General features: G+C 56.7%; 21 protein-coding genes. 4 read left to right on the forward strand and 17 right to left on the reverse strand.

Annotation, left to right across the window (positions count from 1 at the left end; genetic code table 11):
- Positions 1-107: 107 nt before the first annotated feature.
- The 4 genes from DC3_RS08835 to DC3_RS08850 all read right to left on the reverse strand — a co-directional run bounded on the left by DC3_RS08835 (position 108) and on the right by DC3_RS08850 (position 3,312).
- Positions 108-623 (reverse strand): nucleotidyltransferase domain-containing protein, encoded by a 516-nt coding sequence (locus tag DC3_RS08835; RefSeq protein WP_146883984.1) that lies wholly within the window; start codon positions 621-623, stop codon positions 108-110.
- Between the two features lie 21 nt (positions 624-644).
- Positions 645-1,373: an ABC transporter ATP-binding protein gene (locus DC3_RS08840; protein WP_146883985.1), complete on the reverse strand. Its 729-nt coding sequence runs from the start codon at positions 1,371-1,373 to the stop codon at positions 645-647.
- Positions 1,374-1,440: 67 nt separating this feature from the next.
- Complete coding sequence (locus DC3_RS08845; RefSeq protein WP_146883986.1) at positions 1,441-2,676, reverse strand: hypothetical protein; 1,236 nt, start codon at positions 2,674-2,676, stop codon at positions 1,441-1,443.
- A 9-nt stretch (positions 2,677-2,685) separates the two neighbouring features.
- Positions 2,686-3,312, reverse strand: a complete 627-nt coding sequence (locus tag DC3_RS08850) for a helix-turn-helix domain-containing protein (RefSeq protein WP_146883987.1) — start codon at positions 3,310-3,312, stop codon at positions 2,686-2,688.
- A gap of 137 nt (positions 3,313-3,449) precedes the next feature.
- Here DC3_RS08850 and DC3_RS08855 point away from each other — a divergent pair, with 137 nt between their 5' ends.
- On the forward strand, positions 3,450-4,148 hold the full coding sequence (locus tag DC3_RS08855; RefSeq protein ID WP_146883988.1) for a DUF6683 family protein: 699 nt from the start codon (positions 3,450-3,452) through the stop codon (positions 4,146-4,148).
- A 45-nt stretch (positions 4,149-4,193) separates the two neighbouring features.
- Here DC3_RS08855 and DC3_RS08860 read toward each other — a convergent pair whose 3' ends face one another.
- From DC3_RS08860 to DC3_RS08880, 5 genes are all read right to left on the reverse strand, one after another.
- On the reverse strand, positions 4,194-4,724 hold the full coding sequence (locus DC3_RS08860) for an SRPBCC family protein (RefSeq protein ID WP_146883989.1): 531 nt from the start codon (positions 4,722-4,724) through the stop codon (positions 4,194-4,196).
- A 4-nt stretch (positions 4,725-4,728) separates the two neighbouring features.
- Positions 4,729-7,395: a UvrD-helicase domain-containing protein gene (locus DC3_RS08865; protein WP_146883990.1), complete on the reverse strand. Its 2,667-nt coding sequence runs from the start codon at positions 7,393-7,395 to the stop codon at positions 4,729-4,731.
- A 2-nt stretch (positions 7,396-7,397) separates the two neighbouring features.
- Entirely contained in the window at positions 7,398-8,087 is a 690-nt protein-coding gene (locus tag DC3_RS08870; protein ID WP_146883991.1) for a PIG-L deacetylase family protein, read from the reverse strand.
- Positions 8,088-8,149: 62 nt separating this feature from the next.
- The gene (locus tag DC3_RS08875; protein WP_146883992.1) at positions 8,150-8,968 is read right to left on the reverse strand and encodes an RIO1 family regulatory kinase/ATPase domain-containing protein; all 819 of its coding nucleotides are present in this window, start codon (positions 8,966-8,968) and stop codon (positions 8,150-8,152) included.
- A 118-nt stretch (positions 8,969-9,086) separates the two neighbouring features.
- Complete coding sequence (locus DC3_RS08880) at positions 9,087-9,509, reverse strand: DUF4870 domain-containing protein (protein WP_146883993.1); 423 nt, start codon at positions 9,507-9,509, stop codon at positions 9,087-9,089.
- Between the two features lie 270 nt (positions 9,510-9,779).
- Here DC3_RS08880 and DC3_RS08885 point away from each other — a divergent pair, with 270 nt between their 5' ends.
- Positions 9,780-10,061 (forward strand): HU family DNA-binding protein, encoded by a 282-nt coding sequence (locus DC3_RS08885; RefSeq protein ID WP_146883994.1) that lies wholly within the window; start codon positions 9,780-9,782, stop codon positions 10,059-10,061.
- A gap of 279 nt (positions 10,062-10,340) precedes the next feature.
- A complete protein-coding gene (gene rnhA / locus DC3_RS08890) occupies positions 10,341-10,832 on the forward strand; it encodes a ribonuclease HI (protein WP_146883995.1) in 492 nt (163 codons plus the stop codon).
- An 18-nt stretch (positions 10,833-10,850) separates the two neighbouring features.
- Here rnhA and DC3_RS08895 read toward each other — a convergent pair whose 3' ends face one another.
- The 6 genes from DC3_RS08895 to DC3_RS08920 form a co-directional block, all read right to left on the reverse strand.
- Entirely contained in the window at positions 10,851-11,270 is a 420-nt protein-coding gene (locus DC3_RS08895; protein ID WP_146883996.1) for an arsenate reductase ArsC, read from the reverse strand.
- A gap of 106 nt (positions 11,271-11,376) precedes the next feature.
- Positions 11,377-12,084 (reverse strand): 2-phosphosulfolactate phosphatase, encoded by a 708-nt coding sequence (locus DC3_RS08900; RefSeq protein WP_146883997.1) that lies wholly within the window; start codon positions 12,082-12,084, stop codon positions 11,377-11,379.
- A complete protein-coding gene (gene rpe, locus DC3_RS08905; RefSeq protein ID WP_146883998.1) occupies positions 12,069-12,737 on the reverse strand; it encodes a ribulose-phosphate 3-epimerase in 669 nt (222 codons plus the stop codon). The genes DC3_RS08900 and rpe overlap by 16 nt, the downstream gene beginning before the upstream one ends.
- 183 nt (positions 12,738-12,920) lie before the next feature.
- A complete protein-coding gene (locus DC3_RS08910) occupies positions 12,921-14,954 on the reverse strand; it encodes a M3 family metallopeptidase (protein WP_146883999.1) in 2,034 nt (677 codons plus the stop codon).
- A gap of 360 nt (positions 14,955-15,314) precedes the next feature.
- On the reverse strand, positions 15,315-16,343 hold the full coding sequence (queA, locus tag DC3_RS08915) for a tRNA preQ1(34) S-adenosylmethionine ribosyltransferase-isomerase QueA (protein WP_146884000.1): 1,029 nt from the start codon (positions 16,341-16,343) through the stop codon (positions 15,315-15,317).
- Between the two features lie 108 nt (positions 16,344-16,451).
- On the reverse strand, positions 16,452-17,000 hold the full coding sequence (locus DC3_RS08920) for a LabA-like NYN domain-containing protein (RefSeq protein ID WP_146884001.1): 549 nt from the start codon (positions 16,998-17,000) through the stop codon (positions 16,452-16,454).
- A 136-nt stretch (positions 17,001-17,136) separates the two neighbouring features.
- Here DC3_RS08920 and DC3_RS08925 point away from each other — a divergent pair, with 136 nt between their 5' ends.
- Positions 17,137-19,074, forward strand: a complete 1,938-nt coding sequence (locus tag DC3_RS08925; RefSeq protein WP_146884002.1) for an HD domain-containing phosphohydrolase — start codon at positions 17,137-17,139, stop codon at positions 19,072-19,074.
- Between the two features lie 651 nt (positions 19,075-19,725).
- On the opposite strand, the gene DC3_RS08930 is transcribed toward DC3_RS08925, so the two are convergent.
- Positions 19,726-22,239 carry a phosphoenolpyruvate carboxylase gene (locus tag DC3_RS08930; protein ID WP_146884003.1) on the reverse strand — a complete coding sequence of 838 codons (2,514 nt, stop codon included), beginning with the start codon at positions 22,237-22,239 and terminating at the stop codon, positions 19,726-19,728.
- Entirely contained in the window at positions 22,240-23,004 is a 765-nt protein-coding gene (locus DC3_RS08935; RefSeq protein WP_146884004.1) for a TIGR00282 family metallophosphoesterase, read from the reverse strand.
- Between the last annotated feature and the right edge of the window lie 157 nt (positions 23,005-23,161).

Genomic DNA, 23,161 nt, shown 5'->3' on the forward strand with positions numbered 1-23,161 from the left:
ACATCAAAAGACCGGGATTTGTGCACCCGATCCAGACTTTCGAAAACTTCTTTGTTTTCAAAATTTACAAAGCTCTCCGGGCCTTCAGGCCCTCTGGACTTTCTGCTTCACTGGGCCGGTGCTTGCTGGAAGGCCTCACGACAGGATCTCAATTGCTCGCAGTCCACCAGGTCTTTTTCGCGCATGGGGATCTGGTAGAAATCAGCAATCAGGATTTTCATGGCGAGGTGCATTTCAGCCGTCAGGGTGGGAAGGGCCATCCCCTGCACCTGAACCACATGGGTTTCCAGAAAAACCTCAGGCCACTGAATGGGTGCAAGTTCTCCGAATGTGCGAGGTGGGCAGGCCCGGGAGTCTATGGGAACCACATCCACGATCAGGTGTTCTCGCCTGTAAAAAACATCTCCTTCTTCCAGAGACCCCTGAAGGTGACTGAAGCCGAGGTCTTCCAGCACCCTGAGCATGCGCGGTCCATCATGTGCGTCCACCATGAAATCCAGGTCCTCATGGGCCCGGTAGCTGTGCCCGACCACGAGCTCAATGCCATGACCACCAATCAGCCAGTGTTTGAGATTTTGCCGCTGAAACTGTTCAAGAAGTGTCCATTCTTCAGGTTGAAACATGGCCAGCACTGTATCACAGCTTCACACTCCGACAAATTCCTCAATGCGTGCACGGGCATCCGGGCTTGCCGTTCGGGTCTCCCCCACGATTTCACCATCCCGCAGGAAGATGATTTTCTCGGCGCACAGGGCTGCTGCAGGATCATGGGTGACCATCACCACCGTCCAGCCTTCTTCAGTGACCCCCTTCTGGAAGATTTCCAGCACCTCACGGCCATTTCTGCTGTCGAGGTTTCCGGTGGGTTCATCTGCAAGAATCACCGAAGGACGGTTGATCAGGGCACGGGCAATGGCCACCCTCTGGCGCTGCCCTCCTGAGAGTTCTGAAGGACGGTTCCTGAGCCGCCCGGTCAGGCCCAGCCGTTCTGCCAGTGCAGGAAGGGTGGATCTGGCCTGTTTCAGCTGTCCAGAAAGCTCCGAAGTCAGCAAAATGTTTTCTTCGGCACTCAGGGTAGGAATCAGTTCAAACGTTTGAAAGATGAATCCGATCTTTTCACGCCTGAGCAAGGTCAGGGCGTCGTCCTTCAGACCACGGGTGGGGGTTCCTGACAGCACCACATCCCCTTGATCAGGATGGTCAAGCAGGCCCAGCAGATTGAGCAGGGTGCTCTTGCCACTGCCTGAGGGTCCCATCACAGCCACGAAAGACCCTTGCGGGATGTCCAGGGTCACCTTTCTGAGGGCATGCACCTGCTCATTTCCCAGGGTGAAGGTTTTGCTGAGGTTCACGGCTTTCAGGACAACGGTCATGTGGGTTCCATCATAAGGGAATCAGGCCCAGAACAGGGTTGCCTTGCCTGATGCAAGGCAGGCAGAGCTACAATTCTCTGATGGCATGCTTCTGCAGGTACCTCCTGAGTTCATCAGGGGTCTGAAAAGTGCCCAGCAGGTGCTTTCCAAGGTACAGTTCAATGGTTTCCAGATTTGAAGGGTCCATCTCTTCAAGCTCCTGAAGTGACACCTTCATGGAACCACCGTTTCTGGGAAGGACCGTCAGAAGGTGTTTCATGGGCAAAGGCATGAAATCAATGTCCGCCCGGTCCAACTCCGAACCGAGGCCCCGGATCTGGCGGTATTCTCGGTAACGGCTCAGCACCTCCGCCTGGGCAGCTTCAAGTGAGGGGCATTCAGCGACTTTCAGATCCCTCAACCACACCTCCACGCGACCCACCAGCCCCAGTTCATGCTGCTCCAGGGTCCATCCCTCTCTGCCCTGCAGGTCATGGAAAAGGGGTGAGTCTTCTGAATGGTCCACCCGGTAGGGCCCCTCAAGGTCTGACAGGTTGCTTTCTGAGAAGGTCCAGACCCGCAGTTCAAAAGGGCTGTACTTCAGCACTTCCTGCTGAGAAGGCTGGTGCAATTCTGCCCACATGTCTGTGGTGGTCATCTTTTTTTCTTCTTTGCGGGTGAGGGTCTGTGCAGGACCCACTTCGGGCGAGATGGGAAGGAGCCAGACTCGGCGGTAGTTTCGGTAACGGGCAAGGAGCCAGTTTTCAGCGTCTTTCAGGTCGCCTGAGTACAGGGAGTCCCCCTGCCAGCGTACCTCATGGGTTGTGCTGCTCTGCTCGCGGGATTGCACCACCCCACCTTCCAGCTGTTCTTTGATTTCGGTCACCTCGAAAAGGTCCAGCACCCCGGAGTCCAGCACCTGCATTCGGCTCTGCAGGTGAGGGCACAACCAGGGTTCCAGCCGTTTGCACCGAAACACCATGTCCCAGATCCAGGCGTTCAGTGACTGAGGCATCTGCACAGCAACAATCAGAAAACCCAGACCTGCAATCAGGGAGAGCCACCACAGGCCCTTTGCCCACCAGAATTCTCCCATCCCAACAATCAGGCCAGCAACGAGTCCTGCGTACTGCCAGCCTGCCACAGCACGAATGCGTTCATATTTGCGGCGGTACAGGGGCCAGGTGAGGAGGGAAATCAAGAAGAGCTGGGCCAGCAGCAAGGGCCACACATTGTCCTGCACGATCCAGCGGCCAGAGAGCACCCCGAAGAAAAAAGCCCCTGTGGCCCACAAATTGAATAAAAAAGTGGTCAATTGTTGCATGGTTCCCCCTTATTCCGGTGTGGTTCTCCTGACCATCCCAAAATGAAACATGTACCTTGCTGTGGGCTGACCCTGGCTTTCAGCCGTGTGGTACCGGCGCATCAGGGCCAGCAATTCCTCCTGAAAAGCACTGGCCTGCCCCTCTGTCAGGTCGGCATGGAACCAGTCGTTGATGGGATATTCTTTTTCGTTCACCGGGGTGCCGTCCTGCAAAGCAGGTTCCAGACGGTGCAGCAGGTCCGTACCTGTGACCCTGAGTTGCCAGTGTGGATAGGCTCTGCGTCCCGCCCGTGCCACCTCCTCCATGAAGGTGCTCCACCACCAGGTGGCATGGGCTTTGACCAGTTCCACATCACTGAACTCAGGAAGAATTTCGATGGGAGCAATGAATTCCTCTGCCGTGGCCTGGTAGTAGCGCACCGGCTTGCCTGCCCGCCTGACTTCACGGCGGATTTCCAGCAGCCCTCGATCCAGCAGTTTGTGGGTCCAGTAGCTCATCTTGCCCACCGAGATGCCAAGTTCCTGGGCCGCCTGCTGGATGCTGCGCTCTTCTGGCACGTAGGGCCTGAGGTACTGCAGGTTGCGGCTGTCCAGCATGAAACGGGCCGCTTCTTCATCAAGCAGGTGGATGCTCACCCTTTCAGCTTAACGGTCGAAGATGAAAAGGTTACATTTCAGAAACAATTCTGAATGGCGTCTTGAATTTGAAATGGGCCGCAAGTCAGAATCAGCCCACCCAGGAGCTGCAGTTGTGCGGCTCCAAGGAGGTTTTCATGAAAAAAACCATTCTGATGGTCTTTGTCACTGCCACCATGACCGCACAGGCAGAAGATGTGTTCTCGGCCATGTTCGAGTCCACCGCCAGCAACATGCAGAACACCGCCATGACCACAGCCATTTCCGGAGCGGTGCAAACCACTGCAGACAAGGCCAAACCTGTGGCGAAAAGTGCCCTGCTGACCTTCAAACCCAATCCCAAAACCACTGCTGCCCTGCAAGACCAGATTTTCAAAGCCCTGCTGGAAAAAGCCCCTGGCAAGCACAATGAGATCAAGAACATGCTGAAGCAGGCCGACGTGGTGAACAACATGCGCAAAGCCGTGAAAGACCTGGGGTACGACCCCAATGAACTCGCGGTGAGCCTGACGTTGTGGGTCAACACCTCTTTCGGTCAACTCGAAGACCGGGACACCACCGAAGCCGAAAATGACGCCGTACTCAAACAGTTCCGCTCGGCGGTGGACAGGGCGGCTGCCCTGAAAAAACTCAGCAACGAGGACCGCCAGAAAACCTCAGAGCTGCTGATGTACATGACTTTCTTTCAGATGGTCGATCACATGGCTGCACAGCAGAACAAGACCGGATATGACATGGAAGCCGTCAAGGGGTACATTGCTGAAAACCTGAAGCGCTTTGACCTCGATCCAGAAACCTTCACCATCACAGACAGCGGAATCACCCGGAAAGATTGAAGACAACAAAAAACTGGAGGGGATGCCCCTCCAGTTTTCGTTTCTTCAGCTGGTTTTCTTTTTCTTCTTTTTGCGCTCTTCCCTTTGTTTTTTGGCAATGTCCTGTGCGGCTTCCTGCATGGCGTCGGCCATGTTGGAGTCAACAGCACGCTGCAGTTCCAGCAGGGTCTCCGCAAAGAGGTTCTGGACCAGACGCTCAATGGCGCGGCGCACAAATTTGTATCTGGGCACCACAGTGAAAGTGAAGGTGACTTCTGCACCTCCGGGCATGGGTTTGAAGGCCCACTGCTGGGTCATCTTCTCAATGAGCCCGAAAGGTTTCACGCTCTCCAGCGTGGCCCGATTGGGTCCCTGCAGGTGGGTGAATTTCGCCTGGAAGGCCATGCCTCCGTACTTCCATTGCAGCACACCTTTCACTCTGGAGCCGACCTGGAGTTTTTCCTCCCCGTCGTACCGGTACTGGCGCAGGGATTTGTCCCAGCGGATGCGTTTCTTGGGATCACCGACCAGACGGAACAGTACGTCTGGACGGGAACGAATGGGAAAGGTCTGTTTGAGTTGAATCGGGTCCTGCATTGCTCTACCAGTCTACTGGATTTTGGTCCCTCCCCGTGGGACTCCCGTCCATGTTGTGCAGCGCACGGTCCAGCAGGTCTTCTGGCACTTCGCGGACTTTTGAGAGGGACAGAAAAACCAGTCTCACCATGATGGGGGTGCATTCAGGGCGGGCAAGCCTGATGGCCTCCCGGTAAATGGCAAGCTGGGGTGCATAATGCTCAGTGGCCTGATCCAGGTCCTGCTCCTCCAGAAAATCTGTCTTGTAGTCTTCCAGCACCCAGCCTTCATGGGTTCGGTAAAGCCTGTCGATGATGCCATTCCAGGTGACGCCATTTCTCTGGAAGGCAAAAGGCAACTCGGGATGGTCCTCCAGACGCTCATGCCGATCTGGATACAACAGGTGATGGCTTTCAAGCATCCTGCGGACCTCCTGCAAGATGCTTTCTTTCTCGTCGGGGTTGTAGGGGCGCAGGATCTGCTGGGTTTTCAGGACGCCCATGCCTTTCAGGGTCAGGTCAAAAGCGATGGCGTAATGGGTCAACACCCCCACGACCTTTCCAAAACCAGGAATGTCCTGACCGGGTCCCCTTGCCAGTTGGAGTGCATCCCGATTGCGGGTGGGCGCCCGTACCACCAGAGGGGGAGGTTCGAATCGGGCGTGGGCAAATTCGGCATCCAGTTCAGGGGCAGCCTGCGTCACTTCGATTTCTGAGGCCACATTCTGTTTTTCTGTGTGGATCACCCGCACATCTGTGCGCTTCTGACCATACAGGAAATCCAGTTGCAGGAGCCATCCCTGGGCCTGCCCGCTGCCCCCAACCGATCCGGTGAGGATCAGGTACTTCTGGGCACGGGTGAGGGCCACGTACAGGAGCCTCAGGTCTTCCCCTTCCCGTCTGCGCTGCCAGTGCTGCCGGATTCGTTCAAACTCCTCGGTGTCTTTGAGGATCACCTCGCTGGATTCGGGGTCCACCAGCACCCTTCCGGTGCGGTCTCTGGGATCATCTGAGAGGTCAAAGAGCACGGTGATGGGAAACTCCAGCCCTTTCGCAGCGTGCACAGTCATGATGCGCACCGCTCCAGAACCGCTGACGGGTTCATCCGGGTCATTGCCTCCCTCGGCAGCCAGCCTCAGAAAGCGTGCAGCCTTGGCGGCATCTTCCAGGCCCCGTTCGGTCAGGTCACGAATCAGGCCTTCCAGGTTGCTTCTGGCCTCAGGAGAAGAAGCGTCGATGGGGAAAACACCCAGTGCCCAGCGCAGGAAGGCCACAGGCTGTCTGGGGGCGGCACGGATGCCTTCCAGCATCTCATTCAGGGCCGGGTGCCTTGCCAGATAGGTGTCCACGGTGTCTGCTGGAGTGGGTGCAGGCACATTCAGGGGAGGCACCTGTCCGAGTCGGGCCAGATCCAGCAAAGTCGGATGGAACTCCGCCCGAATGCGTAGAAGAAGACTGGCATCCAGAATTTCCGGTCTGGCGTAGTAGTTTCGACCCCGCCCGAGCACAAAGGGAATCCCATGAAGCTTCAGGGCAGGCTCCAGGTACCTCAGGCTGGTCCTGCGCCGGATCAGGATCACAATGTCCTCCCACCCTGTGCCTCGGGAATAAATCCGGCGCAGCCGGAGGGCAAGGTCTTCTGCTTCCTGCTTGCGGGCAGCAGCAATGGTGTCCGCCTGGGTTAACCGGACCTCAATGGGGGTCTGGAGGTCCTCGGTGTGGGCAGAGGTGACCCGCGCAGGAAGCCCGAGTTCCTCAAACTCCGGGAAGAAACGCTCGGCCACCTCGGTGAAAATGCGGGCCAGGGTCGGGGGGTGTCGGTAGGTGGTGGTCAGGGGCGAGAGTTGCTCTGCAGACTGGTAGAGTTCCAGAAAGGCGTTCACATCTGCGTTGCGGAAGGCGTAGATGCTCTGCTTGGCATCTCCCACCAGATCCACCAGAGGGATTTTCAGGGCATGCACGATGCGGGCCTGCAGGGGACTCACATCCTGGAACTCATCGATGAAGACCCGCCTGAACCGCTCGTGAATGCGGGAAAGCATGTCTGGAGACTGGGTGAGCCGGAGGGCCCACTCTTCCACATCATCGGGGTCCAGCACCCTGCCTGCCTGGCGTTCCCGGGTGCGTTTGGCCGCCTCCTGGTACAGTTCAAGCAATTCCCGTTCCAGCACCCCATAAGCCTGAAAAGGAGAGTAAGCCCGCTGCCTGCGCAGTTCCAGCAAGGCCCTCAGGGTCTCGTCGGTGCCCCACTGGGCGACCAGCGAAACCCCTGAAGACATCGGGATGGACACCGCCTCTGCAATCACCTCAAAGCAGGCCTCCTGAAAGAGAAGGTGGCTTTCCAGTTCATCCTGGGCCGCAAAATCAGGGTCAAGGCCCAGAGCAGGAGCATTCAGGCGCAACAATGTTCTGAAAAAGCCGTGCAGGGTGGTGATGGTGGCCCCCCTGATTTCCGAGAGGGCTTCCAGGTACAGTTTGCGGTCCCGGGAGATCACATCCAGATACTTCCCGCGTTCAATCATCTCACGCAGGGCCAGCTCGAGGCGCAGGCGCAAATCTGCCGCACCGGACCGGGTGAATGTGACAATGGCCGTGCGCCTGAGCGGGGTCTGGGGCAGACCGAGCAGCACCTCCCGGACCAGAGAGGTGGTCTTGCCGGTTCCTGCACTGGCAGAACGGGCCCGAATGCGCATGGTCACCTCAGGAAGTCATGGGCTGGAGCATGCACCCGGCGCACCGTGAATTTCTCTGCGTACTGCACATCCGACTCCTGGCCGTAACGGCGGAACTCAGCACCGAAAGCTTCATTGGAGTACTCCCATTTGTAGAAGTCCCTATAGAAAGAAAAGAGTTTCAGCTTGGTCTCCATCTGCTGGGTCACGTCCACATGCACCGCCGGGAAGGTCGCGTGCTGGGTGTAATACTGGTAGAACTTGATGGCTTTGCGGTGGGCCTCCAGGGTGTCTGTGAGGCCCTCATTGATGATTTTGGGAATGCGGGTCAGGGTCAGGGCATCAAAAGCGATTTTTGCGGTCTGGCGGTGGTCCGGGTGCGGACTGAAATCATCCCAGGTGATCACCGCATCAGGTCTGAATTCCGAATACAGGCGGGCCAGTTGCAATGCCTCTTCCCTGCTCCCGGTCATTCTGGAATCTCCCATGTCAAAAAAACGGTACTCACACCCGATTTCCCCGGCCACATAAGCCCCGTGCTGCTGTCGGATCTGGCGCACCTCCTCGTGGGTCTTGCCTTCATACTGGCTGGCCATTTCACCCAGGGTGGTCCAGACCAGCATCACCCGGTCTCCACGGTCCAGGTGTTTTTTGAGGGTGCCCACGCACCAGAGTTCATCGTCAGGGTGTGCAAAGACGGCAAGAAGATTCATGGGTTCATTTTATCGTGGCAGGAAGTGGGAGCACTGGGAACAGGTGCCCATTCCGGAAAGTTTCAGGCCCGCAGTTCCCCTTCGGTGATGCCAGAGCGTCGAATGACTTCCTGGGCGGCTTCCTCGGGGGTGCATTTGGTGTACTTGCTGAAACTCATGGTGAGACCGCGCATGTCCTGCTCCAGCACCTTGATGGGCTCGGGGTGCTCGCGCCACTTGATGGTCTGTGGGAAGTCGATCAGCACCAGACGGTCATTGTGCAAGAGCATGTTGTAGGCAGAATAATCTCCGTGGATGTACCCCAGTTTCAGCAGTCTGGCGTACATGTCAAGGCTCTGCTCAAAGTAACCCTCTCCTACTTTCCAGTCCAGCCTTTCATCGCTCAGTCTAGGGGCCGGAGCGTCCTCATCCCCAATGAATTCCATCAGGAGCACTTTCCCTGCAACCTCCACAGGCTCAGGAACCGGAAGACCCGCTTCAAACAGGTCCGAAAGAAATTGAAATTCACTGCTCACCCACAAGGCCTGCTCTGGAGTGATGCCAAAACGGCGGGCGGTCGCCATGGCCTTCTTCGCCTTGTTGTTGGTGATGAAACGGCCCTCCTGGTACAGCTCGTCCCGCTGGAACGACCGGATGCGGGCATCGGTGTAGAGTTTGGCTGCCAGCAGGCGCTCTTGCCCCTGCAACACGTAAATGGTGGCTTCCTTGCCACTGAAGTGTTCATAAAGCAACTCAGAGAAAAGACGCTTCTTGTGCAGGTAAGCCAGGGCAGGATCGGAAAAACCAGCATCGGTCTGCTCGGTGGCTTTGCGGTTGGTCTGCGGCTTTCGTTGTTTGCTGCGGTATTTCTCGTGGTTGGCATCAAAGGACTTTTTGGGCATTCAGGCCTCAGTGTAACAGAGGGACATGGAAGGCATCTGTGGGATGCAGGGCTGTTCAAAAGGCAGAGAACGAAAAAGCGGCCAGCCTTTTGAGACTGACCGCACTGGAAAGTTGAGGTTATTGCAGGAAGCGAATGGTGAAGGGATAGCGGTAGAAGTTGCCCTTGTTGGCTTCCATCACCCCAATGATGGTGGGGATCAGGGAAAGCACCCACAGGACTCCCATCGCGGGAATGGTGAGCAGGAAACCAAGGCCCAGGGTCACCACACCAAGAATGGTCGCCACGATGCCCGCAAGCCACAGGTAGAGGGTGACGGTGATCTGGTAGTTCAGGACCTCTTTCCCCTGGTCGTTCAGGGCAGAGGAACGGTCACGAAAGATCAACCAGGCCACCACTGCCCCGATGACGTTGCCAAAGCTTGTCGGAATCAGGAGACCCACCAGGGCGGACAGGTGTTGAATGATGGCGTAAGTCTGTTCTTCTTTGGGGAAGATGCCCTGGGGAGCATCGAGGTTGCTGGGTTTCAAAAAGTCACTCATGCCATAGGATACGGAGGATGCTTTCAAAAAGTTCCGCAAAACATCTCAATCTATAAAATTGCGTCCCAGACGCACTTCAAAAAAGTGCAATTTGCGACATAACCGGAAAAAAGCTGTTCTGAACAGGATCTTTACAGTCAAGTTTTTAGAAGGTGCTCCCCATTTTTACACGAAAACGGATTTTTGACCACCCATAGCGCAAATTCAAATTTTGTGCTATCTTTAGCCCGCAGCGTCAAACGCTGGATATTACGTCAAGGAGTACATCTCATGGCTGAAAAAATCGCCAAAACCCAACTGATCGACATCATCGCCAGCAAGACCAAGCTCAGCAAAAAAGACGCAGGCGAAGCGATTTCCGTTGCCCTGGACGCCATTGTTGAATCCCTCAAAGAAGGCAAGAGTGTCGGTCTGCCCGGCCTCGGCACCCTGAGCGTCACCAACACCAAAGAGCGCCAGGGCGTGCGTCCCGGCACCAAAGAGCGCATCACCATCCCCTCCGGGAAGAAGATCCGCTTCAAAGTCGCCACCACCCTCAAAGACGAACTCTGAAATTCAGGGTTGAAGGAGACGGGAGAGATCCCGTCTTTTTTTGGTTTATTGCTGAGAGCTGAGAGCTGAGAGCATACGGTGCCATGGCCAAAGCTGGATGTCAACCACCAGAGCGCTGTAGCAAATGCTTTTTAGACTTGCCCTCGGCCCTCGGCTCTTCTTGACCCGAAAACGTGCTTGCGGGGCGGCGTTCTTGCTCCTACTGCGCGGTCCAAAGCGGTTTGGACCGCTGGAGCGCCGCGTCGCACTGGTCGCTCGGCCTATAGTAAAATACCCGGAATGACCGCTCCTGTTCTTTCCTGCATCCGTCCTGCCAACCCTCCCACCGGAGAGCACGTGTACCTGTATTGCGATGGGGCCTGTGACACCCAGGCCGGACACGGAGGCTGGGCCTGCATCCTCAAGTATGGCAACAAGGAAATGGAGCTGAAGGGCCATTCCAGTGAGACCACCAACAATCGCATGGAATTGACTGCACTGCTTGAAGGCCTCAGGGTGCTCAAGCGCCCCTGTGTGGTGATGGTGGTGACGGACAGCCAGTATTTGCGCAATGCTTTCACCCAGAAGTGGGTCCTGAACTGGCAGAGAAACGGATGGAAAACGGCCAGCAAAGAACCCGTGAAGAACCAGGACCTCTGGGAGGAATTGATCGCCCTGGCAAAAGTCCATGATCTGAAGTTCGTCTGGGTGAAGGGTCACTCTGGACACGAGTACAACGAGCGTGTGGACAAACTGGCTGTGGAGGAGCGCCTGAAGCTCCGGGTGAAGTGAAGGTCAAATCACCTGAATTTACTGCTCGACTTTGACCCCGAGTTTGAACAGGTCGTAGTCCATCACGAAGTTGTGAACCATCAGGTCAAGCTGGTTGCGAACCACCCGGAATGCATTGAGCTGGTCTTCGATGGACGCATGCTGTTGAGGCTTTGCAACGTTCCAGTCCAGACGGGTGCTGACCCCGGGAAAGATGGGGGCATCCTCTCCCTCATCTGTGAGGGTGATCAGGTGGTTGAAGGTGATGCCCAGGTAATCCCTGAGGTATTTGGGGGTCTGTCCCTGCATTTGAACACCCAGTTCCTGCAAAACGCTGCGGGTGTGTGGGTGGATGGTTCCAGCCTCCAGACCTGCACTGAAAACCTCGAAGCGGTCTCCTGCATGGTGTTTCAGCAGGGCTTCTGCCAACTGGGTGCGGGTGGTGTTGCTGCCTGACATGAATAGAACGCTGGGTCTGAAGACTCTCACGGGTCTCTTTTACCAGCGTTTGATCATGGGTGGGTCAGGGTTGTGTCAGCTTGTGTGAAGCGTGTGAGGCGGGTTGTCAGCCCGAAACAAAAATCACCTGACCATCTGTGCTGCCCTGCAAGGTGGGTACAATGGTGCTTTCACTGATGCGGGCACAAAAACGGATGTCCTCTCCCAGGCCCTTGCTTTCCAGGCTCATGCCTCCAGAGCTGCTCGATAAGGGTTCGATGGGGTCTCCCACCTGTCTGCGCAGGGTCAGGGCAATGCGGGCACCGTCGTTGAGGGTGAATTCGCCCATGGCCAGCAGGTACTCACACAACACCCCTGCGGTGTAGGTGTCATCCAGGGAGGCGCGACCCCGTTCGCCTGAGCACACAATGGCGATTTCTTCCACAGCGAGGCTCTTGGCTTTGCGGGCGGCAGCGTGGGCATTGCGCAGGGCTCCGAGCAGCACGTGCTTGGCGCTCTCAGAGGCCACCCGGGCAGCGTAAGTGCCGTTGGTGGTGTTCATGACCACGGTTTTGCCGGCGTATGAGCCTGTTCCTGCTTCAATCGGGCTGTTTCCCAGGTCGAAGCCTGCCACGGCAAGGCCACCCCGTTCCCCTGCAACGATGGTGTTCTCGGATTTCAGGTCCAGCGATTCTTCGATGCTCCCGGAGAAAAGCAGTCGGTCTGCGTGGTGTTCCAGAAAGACGGTGGCGGTGGTGGTGGCACGCAGCACATCCACCACGATCACGGTGTCCGGGTATTCACCGTGGGGCAGCAGATCTACACGCAGGCGCATGCAGCCTCCGTGAGTGCTTTGAAGTTCCTGCCAATGCCACTGGGATTGAAGACGGCACTTCCGGCCACCAGGATGTTGGCCCCGGAGCGGACCACGCTTTCAACGGTCTGCAGGTTCACCCCTCCATCCACTTCCAGGTGGCATTCGGGGTTCACCTCATCCAGCCAGCCTCTGAGGATTCTGATGCGTTCCAGAGAGGCAGGAATGAACTTCTGACCTCCAAAACCAGGGTTGACGGTCATGATCAGGGCGAGGTCCAGATCGGGAAGCACTGGTCGGATCATTTCGAGGGAGGTGCCAGGATTGAGGGCGACACCTGCCTGAGCCCCAAGTTCCTTGATCAGGTGCACAGTGCGGTGCAAATGTACGGTGGCCTCGGCGTGCACGGTGATGTTCTGGGCTCCGGCCTGCACAAAATCCTGGATGTAACGTTCAGGGCGGTCAATCATCAGGTGCACGTCCCGGTACAGGTTGCAAGAGCGTTTCACGGCCTCGACGATGAGAGGCCCGATGGTGATGTTGGGGACGAACTGGCCATCCATCACATCGATGTGCACCCACGACGCGCCTGCCGCTTCAGCTTCCTGAAGGTCCTGGCCGAGCCGTGAGAAATCCGCAGAGAGGATGCTTGGTGCAATCTGAAGTTTGGTCACCTTCTCATTTTAAAGGTCTTTTCTGAAAAACGCACACAACTCACCTGAAACCACGCTGCTTGTGTGGGGACTTCACATGCCGTTTGCGCTGCCAGAAGCCCCAGCTGAAGTCTGGATAAAGGTGCATGAGAAATTCTGAGCAACAAAAAAGGAGGCCGAAGCCTCCCATGAACACATTCTGGGTCAGACAAGCAGACCAGAACGCTCCAGCAGGGCGTTGGGGTCGGGGTCGCGCCCCATGAAGTCCCGGAACAGCTTGGCCGGATCTTCACTGGCCCCTCTGGAAAGGATTTTGTCCAGGAAGTCCTGTCCGGTGGCACGGTTGAAAATGCCCTCGTTGCGGAAACGGCTGAAGGCGTCTGCGTCGAGCACCTCGGCCCACTTGTAGGAGTAGTAGCCAGCACCATAACCCACAGGGGAGGCGAACAGGTGGCTGAAGGAGGTGATCATCTTGAATTCCGGACCGGGCTGCACGGGCATGAACTGGCCAAGCAGGTTGCGGCTGTAGTCCAGCACGCTGCCGTCCTGATCGGGTTGATACTGCATGTGCAGCATCAGGTCGGTGGTGCCAAAGGAAAGCTGGCGCATGGCGACATTGGCAGCGCGAAAGTTGCGGGCAGCCACCATCTTTTCGAAGAGGTCTTCAGGGATGGTCTCTCCGGTCTGGTGGTGGTGGGCAAAGAGGTCCAGGGCTTCCCTTTCCCAGGCCCAGTTCTCCATGATCTGGGAGGGGAGCTCCACGAAGTCCCAGGCCACGTTGGTGCCTGCAAGGCTCTTCACTTCCACGTGACTGAGGGCGTGGTGGATCAGATGGCCCCACTCGTGGAAGATGGTTTCCACGTCGCTGTGGGTCAAGAGTGCAGGCTGATCTCCAACGGCAGGGGTCAGGTTGCCGCACATCAGGCACAGGTGGGGCTCGAATGCACCATCGCGGTCACCGGTCATGAAGCTGTTCATCCAGGCTCCGCTGCGTTTGGTTTCACGGGGGAACCAGTCGGCAAAGAAACGGGCAAGCTTCTGGCCCTCTTCGTTGAAGATTTCGTAGGTTTTCACTTCGGGGTGCCAGACCTGCACGCCCGAGACTTCCTTGATGGTCACGCCATACACACGGCGGGTGATTTCAAAGAGGCCTTCCATCACTTTGTCTACCGCGAAGTAGGGCTTGAGGGCCTCCTCGTCGAAGTCATAGTTGGCTTTGCGCAGTTTCTCAGAGTAATAGCTGACATCCCAGGGCTGAAGCTCAGGGGCAGTCTCGCCTTCGAGGGCACGGCGGTACTCCAGCAGTTCAGCGTTTTCACGCTGGAAGACAGGACGGATCTTGTCGGCCATTTCCTGCTCGAATTGCAGGGCGCGGTCCCCGTTTTTGGCCATGCGGTCCTCGAGAACCAGGTCTGCAAAGTTCTTGTAGCCCAGCAGCTGTGCTTTCTCCTTGCGGAGGGCCAGAATCTCGTTGATGAGGGGTTCATTGTTGTAAGGCTCGTTGCTGCCGCGCTGGTTGAAGGCCAGGTACATGGTCTTGCGGATCTCGGCATCGTCCAGATAGAACATCACGGGCAGGTAACTGGGTTGTGCTAGGGTGAATCGCCAGCCTTCTTTGCCTTTGGATTCAGCACTCTGTCTGGCAGCAGCACGGGCACTTTCAGGGAGACCGGCAAGTTTGCTCTCATCTTCGATGATGAGTTCAAACTCGGCGGTGGAATCCACCACGTTCTGGCTGTATTTGGTGGTGATTTCCGAGAGGCGCATGTTGATCTCTTCGAGGCGTTGTTTTTTGTCTGCAGGAAGGTCGGCGCCACTTCTGCGGAACTCATCCAGGGCAAGTTCCAGCAGGCGGCGCTTGGCTCCGGTCAGGGACTGGCCCTCTGCAGAAGCCGCGAAATCCTTGAGGCCCTGATAGAGTTCCTGGGACAGGCTGACCCGGGTGTAGAAAGCCGTGATTTTGGGCTGCACGGCTTGCAGCACTGCACGGATCTCGGGGCTGGTCACCACCGAGTTGAGGTGGGTCAAGAGGCCGTAAACCCGGTACAGCCCCTCGCCCAGACGGTCGTAGGCTTTCAGCGTGTTGTTGACGGTGCGTTCACCCTCAATGTGGATCAGGGCTTGCAGCTCCTGCTCTGCTTTTTCAAGCAGAAGGTCAACAGCGGGTTCGAAATGCTCGGGTTTGATGTCCTCAAAGGGCATGTCAAACCCGAGACTCAGCAAGGGGTTGTCGCTCATGGCGAAAGTATAACCCGTGTTCAAAAATTTTCTCTAGTGGTTTTTGCTTATTTTCTGGCGGGTTCTTTCTGATTCTGGATGGTTTTTGAAACTTTCTGTCTACTTGACGCGCACCCCAGTTTCAAAAGCTGACTTTGACCATCCCAGGGGAAGCGCAAAGTTCTGCTGTGCAATTGCAGTGGAGCAATCAGCCCTCAGCGGTCAGCCATCAGCTAAAAAGCTTTTGATGCTTTTTCAGCAGATCAATGAAAGGTCCAAGCTGTGCCAGAGGGTCAACCCTCTGTTTTGTCTGCTGAAGTCAATGCACACAGGTGTTTGGGTGCTGACCGCTGAGGGCTGACGGCTGACAGCTTTCCCAGGCTACACTGCACCTTCAGCACCTCTGTGCTGATCCTGTTGCTGTCTGTAAAGCAGCATGGCGTCTCCCAGACTGTAGAAACGGTACCGCTCCTGAATGGCCGTCTGGTAGGCATGGGCAATGGTTTCTTCCCCTGCAAAAGCACCGACCAGCAGAAGCAAAGTCGAGTGTGGCAGGTGGAAGTTGGTGATGAGCAGGTCTGGCACCTGAAAGGCATAAGGGGGGTGAATGAAGATGCGGGTCTCCCCTTCTCCAGCCTGCACCTGTCCATTCTGGGCAGCACTTTCAAGTGCCCTGACCGTGGTGGTCCCGACAGCAATCACCCTGCGACCTTCCTGTTTTGCCCTGTTGATGGCAGAAGCGGTTTCTTCGGAAATGGAAAACTGCTCTTCGTGCATCACATGCTCGGTGATGCTGCCCGAGATGGGTTTGAAGGTGCCTGCCCCGACATGCAGGGTCAGGTGATGGCGCTCCACCCCGAGTGCATCAATCTGGGCCAGCAGTTCTGGAGTGAAATGCAGTCCAGCTGTTGGAGCCGCAACACTCCCTTCTGTTTTCGCGTATACCGTCTGGTAGCGTTCGCCAATGGTGGACTTCTGGATGTAGGGAGGGAGAGGCAGGGTCCCGAGTTCGGTCAGTCTGGGTTTGATGTCCTCATTGAAGGTCAGCAGGCGGGCACCATCCTCCAGCACCCCGGTCACCTCGGCCTGGATGTCCCCAGTTCCGAAAAAGAGGGTGCCTGTGGCTTTGCGGGCAGGCTTGAGGTAGGCGCTCCACACCTTGTGTTCTCTTTCGCGCAGCAGCAGGACCTCAATGGTCCCTCCGGTGGCTTTCTTCGCAAAAAGTCGGGCAGGAATGACCCGGGATTCATTGAAGACCATCACATCCCCGGGCTTCAGGTATTCCAGCAGGTCCCGGAAGATGCGGTGCTCCAGCGTACCGTCCGGTCTGGTCACCATCAGTCTGCTGTGGTCGCGGGGTTCCACCCCGGTCTGGGCGATGAGGTCTTCTGGCAGCTCAAAATCCAGCATGTTCACTGTGTTTCTCCATGACTGTGTTTTTTCATGAATGAGCGCAGTGTTGCCCCGGCACTCTGCTTCAGGAGCAGATGGGAACACTGCGCGTGTCAGAAAAGGGGCTTAAACCTGGGTGGCAGGGCTGTTCTTGCTGCCCTTGATGGGCATCAGGCCGTGATCAATGTCCACCAGGTGGGTGAACTTGTCCACACAGTCAATCAGTTTCTGGGCGGTGGTTTCCTTGAAGGCAATCACTTCCACGCGCTTGCCACGCTCCATGAAGACCTCAAGCACATCGGCAAAATCGCCGTCTCCGCTGCCCAGCACGATCACATCCAGGCTGTCGATCAGGCGCATCATGTCCGCCACGATGCCCATGTCCCAGTTGCCTTCCCAGATGACCTTGCCCTGCTCGGTGGTGTGGTGGTACTGCAGGGTCATGCGCCGCACCTTGTAGCCCAAGGTGCTGAGCTTGTAGATGAAAGGCCATGCGCTGGTGTCCCCCTCTTTTTCCACCACGTAACTGATGGCCCGCACCAGATGGCGGCCCTGCAAAGCATACTCCAGGACCCGTTCAAAATTCACGGTCCTTTCGTAGTAGTCGCGCGCGGAGTGGTACAGGTTCTGGGTGTCGATAAAAACGCCAACTCTCGGTTTGTCGGTGATGAACATTGTGCACCTCTAAAAATCACACGGCAGATGCCGCGTATAGCATAATATACCTTTAAGGATCTTCACGTATGGACAGGTGATGAAGAAGCCCTTACGATCAGAAAACAGCCCTTAAAGACGGACCTGCGGGAGGACCATGGAGCAAAGCGTTTACACGATTCTGCTGGTGAGTCCCAAAGCACCTCCCCGGTGGTCCGCAGCAGGCGTAAACCTGATCTGGCAGACCTCACTGGATGAGGTTCCTTCTGAAAAAATCCACCTGCTGCTGCTCGATGTGGAACACTTTCCCCATCTGCTTCATCAGGCCCGTTCAGTTTTCCCGCTGTGTCCCACCATAACGCTGGGAAGCAGTCTGACACAAGCGAGTTGTTTAAGCTTGGAGCTGCCCCTGCCTGATTTTGAGGGCTTTACCCCGGCACTCTACCAGAGGCTGCTGGTCCTGTACCAGGAGCATCTGGAGCTGACCGAACGCATCAATGAGGAACTGAATGCCCTGAACTTGCAACTCCTGCAAAACGGCACCGGGGATTTTTACGTGCACCTGCTGGAAAGCGCTGTGCGCCTGGTGCCCGGAGCGCAGGCGGGGGCCCTGATTGGACTGGACCCGGATGGGCAGTACAGTTTCAAGGCCACCCTGGGGTACGACTTTGCCGGGCTTTCCCGCATCCGGTTCACCCCACAGCAGATCATCGGCACTGAAAACGAACTTCCCAGAACCAGCAACCTGCTGAAGTTCAGGGAATTCAACCGTGGAAAGCTGGACCCGGAGACCGAAAAAATCCTGCGGGAATCGGGCCGGATCGATGAAATCCAGGTCAGCCTCTCCACGCAGGTCAGGGTCAAAGACCGTCTGGCTGCAGTGCTGAACCTGGAAAACTTCGACTCTGAAGATGCCTTTACCCCGGATGCCATCCGCATTGCAGAGTCCTTTGCCGACCGTGCAGCCCTGCTGGTGCAGCGTTACATGCTGGAATGGCAGGTTCAGGAACGGGCCCACCGATACAAGCTGCTCAGCGAGCTCTCTGCCCACATCGAAACCATGAACACCCCCCATGAGGTGGCAGAAACCGCGCTTGGGACGCTGATGCAGCTCTCGCAGTATGAACTTTTTGTTTATTACGAACGACTGGCCCACGGCTGGCAGTTGCAGGCATTTCGGCACTCGGTGCCTCTCCCTTTTGATCCTTCCCTTTTGATGAACCTCAACCTGCATGATTTTGACCGCCTTCCCCGTTCGGTGACCTCCAGGGAGGTGCTGGACATTCCTGATTTTCAGAATGTGATCGATCCCAGTCCAGATCTGCTGCAGTTGGGCCTGAAAAGCACACTGCTTGCTCCTGTTCAGGTGCAGGGTCGGGTGATGGGTGTGATGGTGCTGTGCACATTTTCAGGGCATCGGGAAGCCAAATCCAGCGAGATTCAGGTGGTGAAGTTCATTCTGGGCCGGTTGCAGAATGCTTTTGAACGCCGCACCTATCTGGAACAGGTGGAGTCCACCCGCGAAGCCACCCTGCGTACGCTGGGTCTGGCTCTGGAGTACCGGGACTTTGAAACCAGAGGCCACACCGACCGGGTGGTGGACCTGTGCGAGCGTTTTGCCCTGCGCCTTGGTCTGCCCGAAGAGGAACGCACCGAGTTGCGCTGGGGAGCCTACTTGCACGATGTCGGTAAAATTGGCATTCCCGACGCCATTCTGCTGAAACCTGGAAAACTCACCCCTGAAGAGCGCCTCAAAATCCAGGAGCACACCCTGATTGGAGCTGAAATCTGCATGCAGATGCCTCTGCTGCCAGACCTGACCCGTGCCGTGGTGCGCAGCCACCATGAATGGTGGGATGGCTCTGGCTACCCCGACAATCTGCTGGCAGAGCAGACCTCACTGCTGGCTCGCATCTTCACCATTGTGGATGTGTTTGATGCCCTGACCACCGAGAGGCCCTACAAAAACGCCTGGCCCATTCCGAACACCCTGGTCCACATGGAAAAGCTCTCGGGCAAGCAATTTGATCCTGCCCTCCTTCCAGTGTTCATCGACCTGATCTGTGACCTGTATGGAGTGAGCCGGGTGCCCTGAACATCCACAAAATGTTGAGTGAGACCCTGAAAAAGGCGCATTTTCTCATGAAAGGGTGTCTGTTTTTAAACTTCTCAATTTCCTTTCACCTGCTTTTTGACGCGGTCTGGCATATCAGAAATTGGAGGTGAAACATGAATCGTTCATTGCTGATGCTCAGTCTCTGTATGATCTGTGCAGCCCAGGCTGCACCCAGGGTTTCCGCTCCAGTCACTGCCCAGAAGCCCAGCACCCAGTGTGCCACCCAGGTGTCTCAGAAAACGGTGGGGCTCTCAAACATCCCGTTCAGCGGACTCAAACGTTTGAGCACCTTGCAAGGCCCTCAGGTTGTGCCAGCCTCAGCTTTGTGCAATGCCAACACAAAACGTCAGGCTGTGGTGTTTCACAGGTTCCTTCCTCTGGATGATGTCCTGAAGGCCCTGAAGCCAGGAGTGAATCCTCTGCTGGCAGTTCCAAAAAACCATCAGAAAAACGATTGAGGGTCTGCCCTTTTGTGCTCCAGTCTCAGGACTGGGGTTTTGTTGTGTGGAGATGGCAAAAGTCACTCGAATTGGTGTTGATTTTGTTCGTGAAATTTTTATTTTTTAAACATCCTGTGCAGAAAAACGGGGCATGTTGCCCCGTTCAATGGATTCTGGATCTGGTCTACGATCAACCTGTATTGCGCACACCTGCAGCAATGCCCTGAATGGACAGCAGCAAAGAGCGTTCCAGTGGGCTTCCTTCCATGCTTTCGGGTGGCAGGGTGCGGAACCGTTTCAGCAGCTCAACCTGCAGGCGGTGGATGGGTTCAATGTAGGGGTTGCGCAACTGGATGGATTTTCTGAGGTTGGGTTCATTGTCCAGCACCTCTCCCTGCACCACCTGTTTGACCAGATCCACGGCTTCCTGATAGGCCTGCTGGATTTTCTGTCCAAGTTCAGGAAGATGGGGCGCCAGGGACAGGTAGGCGCGAAACACCTGCATGTCGGACTTGGCAAGGCTCATCTGGGCGTTGTCCAGCACGCTGCGGAAGAAGGGCCAGTTTTTGTACATGTCGCGGGCCACATCCAGGTCCATGGCTTTCAGGCCTTCCAGCAGGCCATACCATCCGGGAACGTTGGCGCGGTTCTGGGTCCAGGCCATCACCCAGGGAATGGCACGCAGGTTGTGCAGGGTGGCCGGACCGGGACGGCGCACCGGTCGGGACGCGATGTTCAGACGGGCAATTTCACGGATGGGCGTGACCAGTTCGAAAAACTCAAGGAAGTCAGGGTGTTCGACCAGTTCACGGTAGGTTTTCTGGCTGACTTTGGAGGCCGCACGCATGGCCTCCACCCAGCTTTCAGGCAGGTCGGTGACGGGTTTGGCCGCAGACAGCAACAGTCCGTACATCCCCTGTTCCAGATTGCGGAAGGCAATCTTGGGGTGGGAGTACTTGTCTGCGAGGGCTTCTCCCTGTTCGGTGATGCGCAGCCCGGTTCCAATGGTTCCAGCAGGTTGCCCCAGAATCGCACGGGCCATTGGGCCTCCTCCGCGTCCGATGGAGGTTCCACGACCATGGAAGAAACGCCAGGGCACGCCAGCTTCACGGCACACATCACTGATCTGGCGCTGGGCTTCGTGGAGGGCCCAGTTGGCGGCCAGGAATCCGGCATCCTTGTTGGAGTCGGAGTAGCCCAGCATGATTTCCTGCACGTCTTCCCCCAGAATTCTGCGGTACTCAGGATTGCTGAGCACTTCTGCCATGATGCCAGGGGCATTGGTGAGGTCTTCCAGGGTCTCGAAAAGGGGCACTGGCAGCACACGCACACCAATTTCCCGGGCAAGGATCAGCACTTCCAGGAAGTCCGAAACGCTCTCGCTCATGGAAACGATGTAGCGGCCAAAGGACTCTTTGCCGTACTTGCCGAGGGCTTCACGAATGGCGCGGAGTGGACCGAGCACACTTTCCAGATCTTCACTGGGATTGGCCTCTGCAGGCAACAGGGGACGGCGGGTCTGCAGCTCCCTGCGCAGCACGTTCACTTTGGCCTCTTCAGGCAGGTCCAGGTAATTCGGAACGCCGCCATAGGTCAAGAGTTCGGCCACGGCAACCCCAGTTTTCCCGGAGTGCTCCCGGATGTCCAGGCTGACCAGGTGGGTGCCGAAAGTGCGGGCACGGGTGATCACGGGCTGCAGGAAGACCCGTGCAGATCGCTTCTGGAAAGCCTGCTCCAGCCCTTTCTCCAGGTGGCGGATGTGCTCCAGCACCTCATCTCCACGCATGGATTCATCGTTGTGGATGGCCTGCAGCACTTCACGCCAGGGTTCCTCGGCATTGTAGTCTCTGGGGGCTTCCACACGGGTCTGGTGGTGACTGAGGGCGGAGAACGCCTCACGGATTTCTGCACGCAGCATCTCACGGGCTCTGGCCGCATGCAGGGCCAGGGTTTCACGGGTGACTTCGGGGGTCACGAAGGGGTTGCCGTCGCGGTCTCCGCCCATCCAGGAATAGAAGTGGTAAGGCAGGCGCAGTTTCACCTGTTTGCCGTACACACGCTCGAAGGCAGAGCGGAATTCTTCTTCCAGGGCGGGAAGCACCGCTGCAATCACCTCGATGTAGTTCAGGCCGCCTTTGACCTCATCCCGAACAGTGGGCCGCACGTGACGGAGTTCCAGGGTCCCCCACAGGGCCTCCACATGGGCGGTCACACGCTCCTGGGCCTGCACATCGTCCAGCCTGGGAATGTCGCGGGCGATCTTGTCGAGGTGGAAGCGCATGGTGCGGCGGCGCATCTCGGTGGGGTGCGCTGTGAAGGTGAGACCCAGGTGCAAACCCTCCACCAGGGCGATCACATCTTCGGCCTTCATGCCCTGCTCTTTGAGGGCCACAAAAGCCTTCTCCAGGCTCTGCTTGTGGGGACCTTCGGAGTTTTCAATCTTGCGCACCCGCTCATATTCCTCTGCGAGGTTGATGAGCTGGAAGTACATGGAGAAAGCACGCACCAGGGACTCGGCGTCCAGCAGGTTCAGGTCCTTGAAGAAGCCCTGCAGTTCGCTGGTGTCCTCTCCCCTTTCACGCAGTTCGATGCTGCGGGTTCTGACTTTCTCGACCAGTTCGAAAAAGCGCTCGCCCTGCTGCTCTTTTAAGACGGTGCCCAGGGCGTGGCCCAGGGTGTTGACATCCTGATTGATGGTGCGCATTTACTGTTCCTCCGTGTACTGATAGCGCTCAATGTGGTGGCACTGGTTGTTCTCGACATGCAGGACCACACCATTCAGCTGTGCGATGCCCTCTGCGGTGCTCCAGCGCACCGGAATTTTCTCCACAAATTTGGCAATCGGTCCGTCCGGGGCTGCTCCAATCACACTGTTGAGCACGCCCGTCATGCCTGCATCTGTCTGGTAGCCTGTGCCTTTCGGCAGAATCCGGGTGTCTGCAGTGGGAATGTGGGTGTGGGTGCCAACCACGCCTGCAACCCGTCCGTCCAGGAAAAAACCGAAAGCGGTTTTCTCACTGGTGGCCTCTGCATGAAAATCCACGAAGACACTGCCCAGACCTTCACGTGCCAGAAGCTGGTTGATGCCTGTGAAAGGATCATCAAGGGGATCAAGCCAGACCCGTCCCATGGCGTTGATCACGGTGATGCGCTCTCCCTTGACATCAAAGGTGTGCATGCCATGCCCCGGGGTTCCCAGAGGATAATTAAAGGGCCTGAGGATGTGGTTTTCCTGTAGCAGGTCGTACACTTCACGGTTGTCCCAGGTGTGGTTCCCCAGGGTGATGCAGTCCGCTCCGGCATCCAGCAGGGTGCGGGCACTTTCCTTGTTCAGTCCGAAGCCGCCTGCTGCATTCTCACCGTTGACAATCACAAAATCAAATTGATCACGGAGGGTAGGCAGGTGGTTTTTGAAGACCCTCCTGCCCGGTTTGCCGTAAACGTCTCCCACGAAGAGCACTCGTAGCATGAGTCAAACTATAGCGTAACTCTCACACGAATTGAAAATTTGTTTAACAGGCACGGTATACTGACCCGAACCCAATTTCCCCCTTTCCCAGACAACAAAAACCCCTGTTGCCCCTGAAGTGGTGTACATGCTGTTGATATTTAACCTCCAGAAAAAA

It is taken from the genome of Deinococcus cellulosilyticus NBRC 106333 = KACC 11606 (assembly GCF_007990775.1).
Classification (GTDB): Bacteria; Deinococcota; Deinococci; order Deinococcales; family Deinococcaceae; genus Deinococcus_C; species Deinococcus_C cellulosilyticus.

Bases quoted from the DNA above. Each gene is read 5' to 3' on its own strand.
- DC3_RS08935 (WP_146884004.1), bottom strand. From the start codon at position 23,004: ATGCTACGAGTGCTCTTCGTGGGAGACGTTTACGGCAAACCGGGCAGG.
- rnhA (WP_146883995.1), top strand. From the start codon at position 10,341: ATGACCGCTCCTGTTCTTTCCTGCATCCGTCCTGCCAACCCTCCCACC.
- DC3_RS08930 (WP_146884003.1), bottom strand. From the start codon at position 22,239: ATGCGCACCATCAATCAGGATGTCAACACCCTGGGCCACGCCCTGGGC.
- DC3_RS08845 (WP_146883986.1), bottom strand. From the start codon at position 2,676: ATGCAACAATTGACCACTTTTTTATTCAATTTGTGGGCCACAGGGGCT.
- DC3_RS08870 (WP_146883991.1), bottom strand. From the start codon at position 8,087: ATGAATCTTCTTGCCGTCTTTGCACACCCTGACGATGAACTCTGGTGC.
- DC3_RS08910 (WP_146883999.1), bottom strand. From the start codon at position 14,954: ATGAGCGACAACCCCTTGCTGAGTCTCGGGTTTGACATGCCCTTTGAG.
- DC3_RS08895 (WP_146883996.1), bottom strand. From the start codon at position 11,270: ATGTCAGGCAGCAACACCACCCGCACCCAGTTGGCAGAAGCCCTGCTG.
- DC3_RS08920 (WP_146884001.1), bottom strand. From the start codon at position 17,000: ATGTTCATCACCGACAAACCGAGAGTTGGCGTTTTTATCGACACCCAG.
- DC3_RS08875 (WP_146883992.1), bottom strand. From the start codon at position 8,968: ATGCCCAAAAAGTCCTTTGATGCCAACCACGAGAAATACCGCAGCAAA.
- DC3_RS08880 (WP_146883993.1), bottom strand. From the start codon at position 9,509: ATGAGTGACTTTTTGAAACCCAGCAACCTCGATGCTCCCCAGGGCATC.
- DC3_RS08900 (WP_146883997.1), bottom strand. From the start codon at position 12,084: ATGCGCCTGCGTGTAGATCTGCTGCCCCACGGTGAATACCCGGACACC.
- DC3_RS08865 (WP_146883990.1), bottom strand. From the start codon at position 7,395: ATGCGCATTCGGGCCCGTTCTGCCAGTGCAGGAACCGGCAAGACCACC.
- DC3_RS08925 (WP_146884002.1), top strand. From the start codon at position 17,137: ATGGAGCAAAGCGTTTACACGATTCTGCTGGTGAGTCCCAAAGCACCT.
- DC3_RS08835 (WP_146883984.1), bottom strand. From the start codon at position 623: ATGTTTCAACCTGAAGAATGGACACTTCTTGAACAGTTTCAGCGGCAA.
- queA (WP_146884000.1), bottom strand. From the start codon at position 16,343: ATGCTGGATTTTGAGCTGCCAGAAGACCTCATCGCCCAGACCGGGGTG.
- DC3_RS08885 (WP_146883994.1), top strand. From the start codon at position 9,780: ATGGCTGAAAAAATCGCCAAAACCCAACTGATCGACATCATCGCCAGC.
- DC3_RS08855 (WP_146883988.1), top strand. From the start codon at position 3,450: ATGAAAAAAACCATTCTGATGGTCTTTGTCACTGCCACCATGACCGCA.
- DC3_RS08840 (WP_146883985.1), bottom strand. From the start codon at position 1,373: ATGACCGTTGTCCTGAAAGCCGTGAACCTCAGCAAAACCTTCACCCTG.
- DC3_RS08860 (WP_146883989.1), bottom strand. From the start codon at position 4,724: ATGCAGGACCCGATTCAACTCAAACAGACCTTTCCCATTCGTTCCCGT.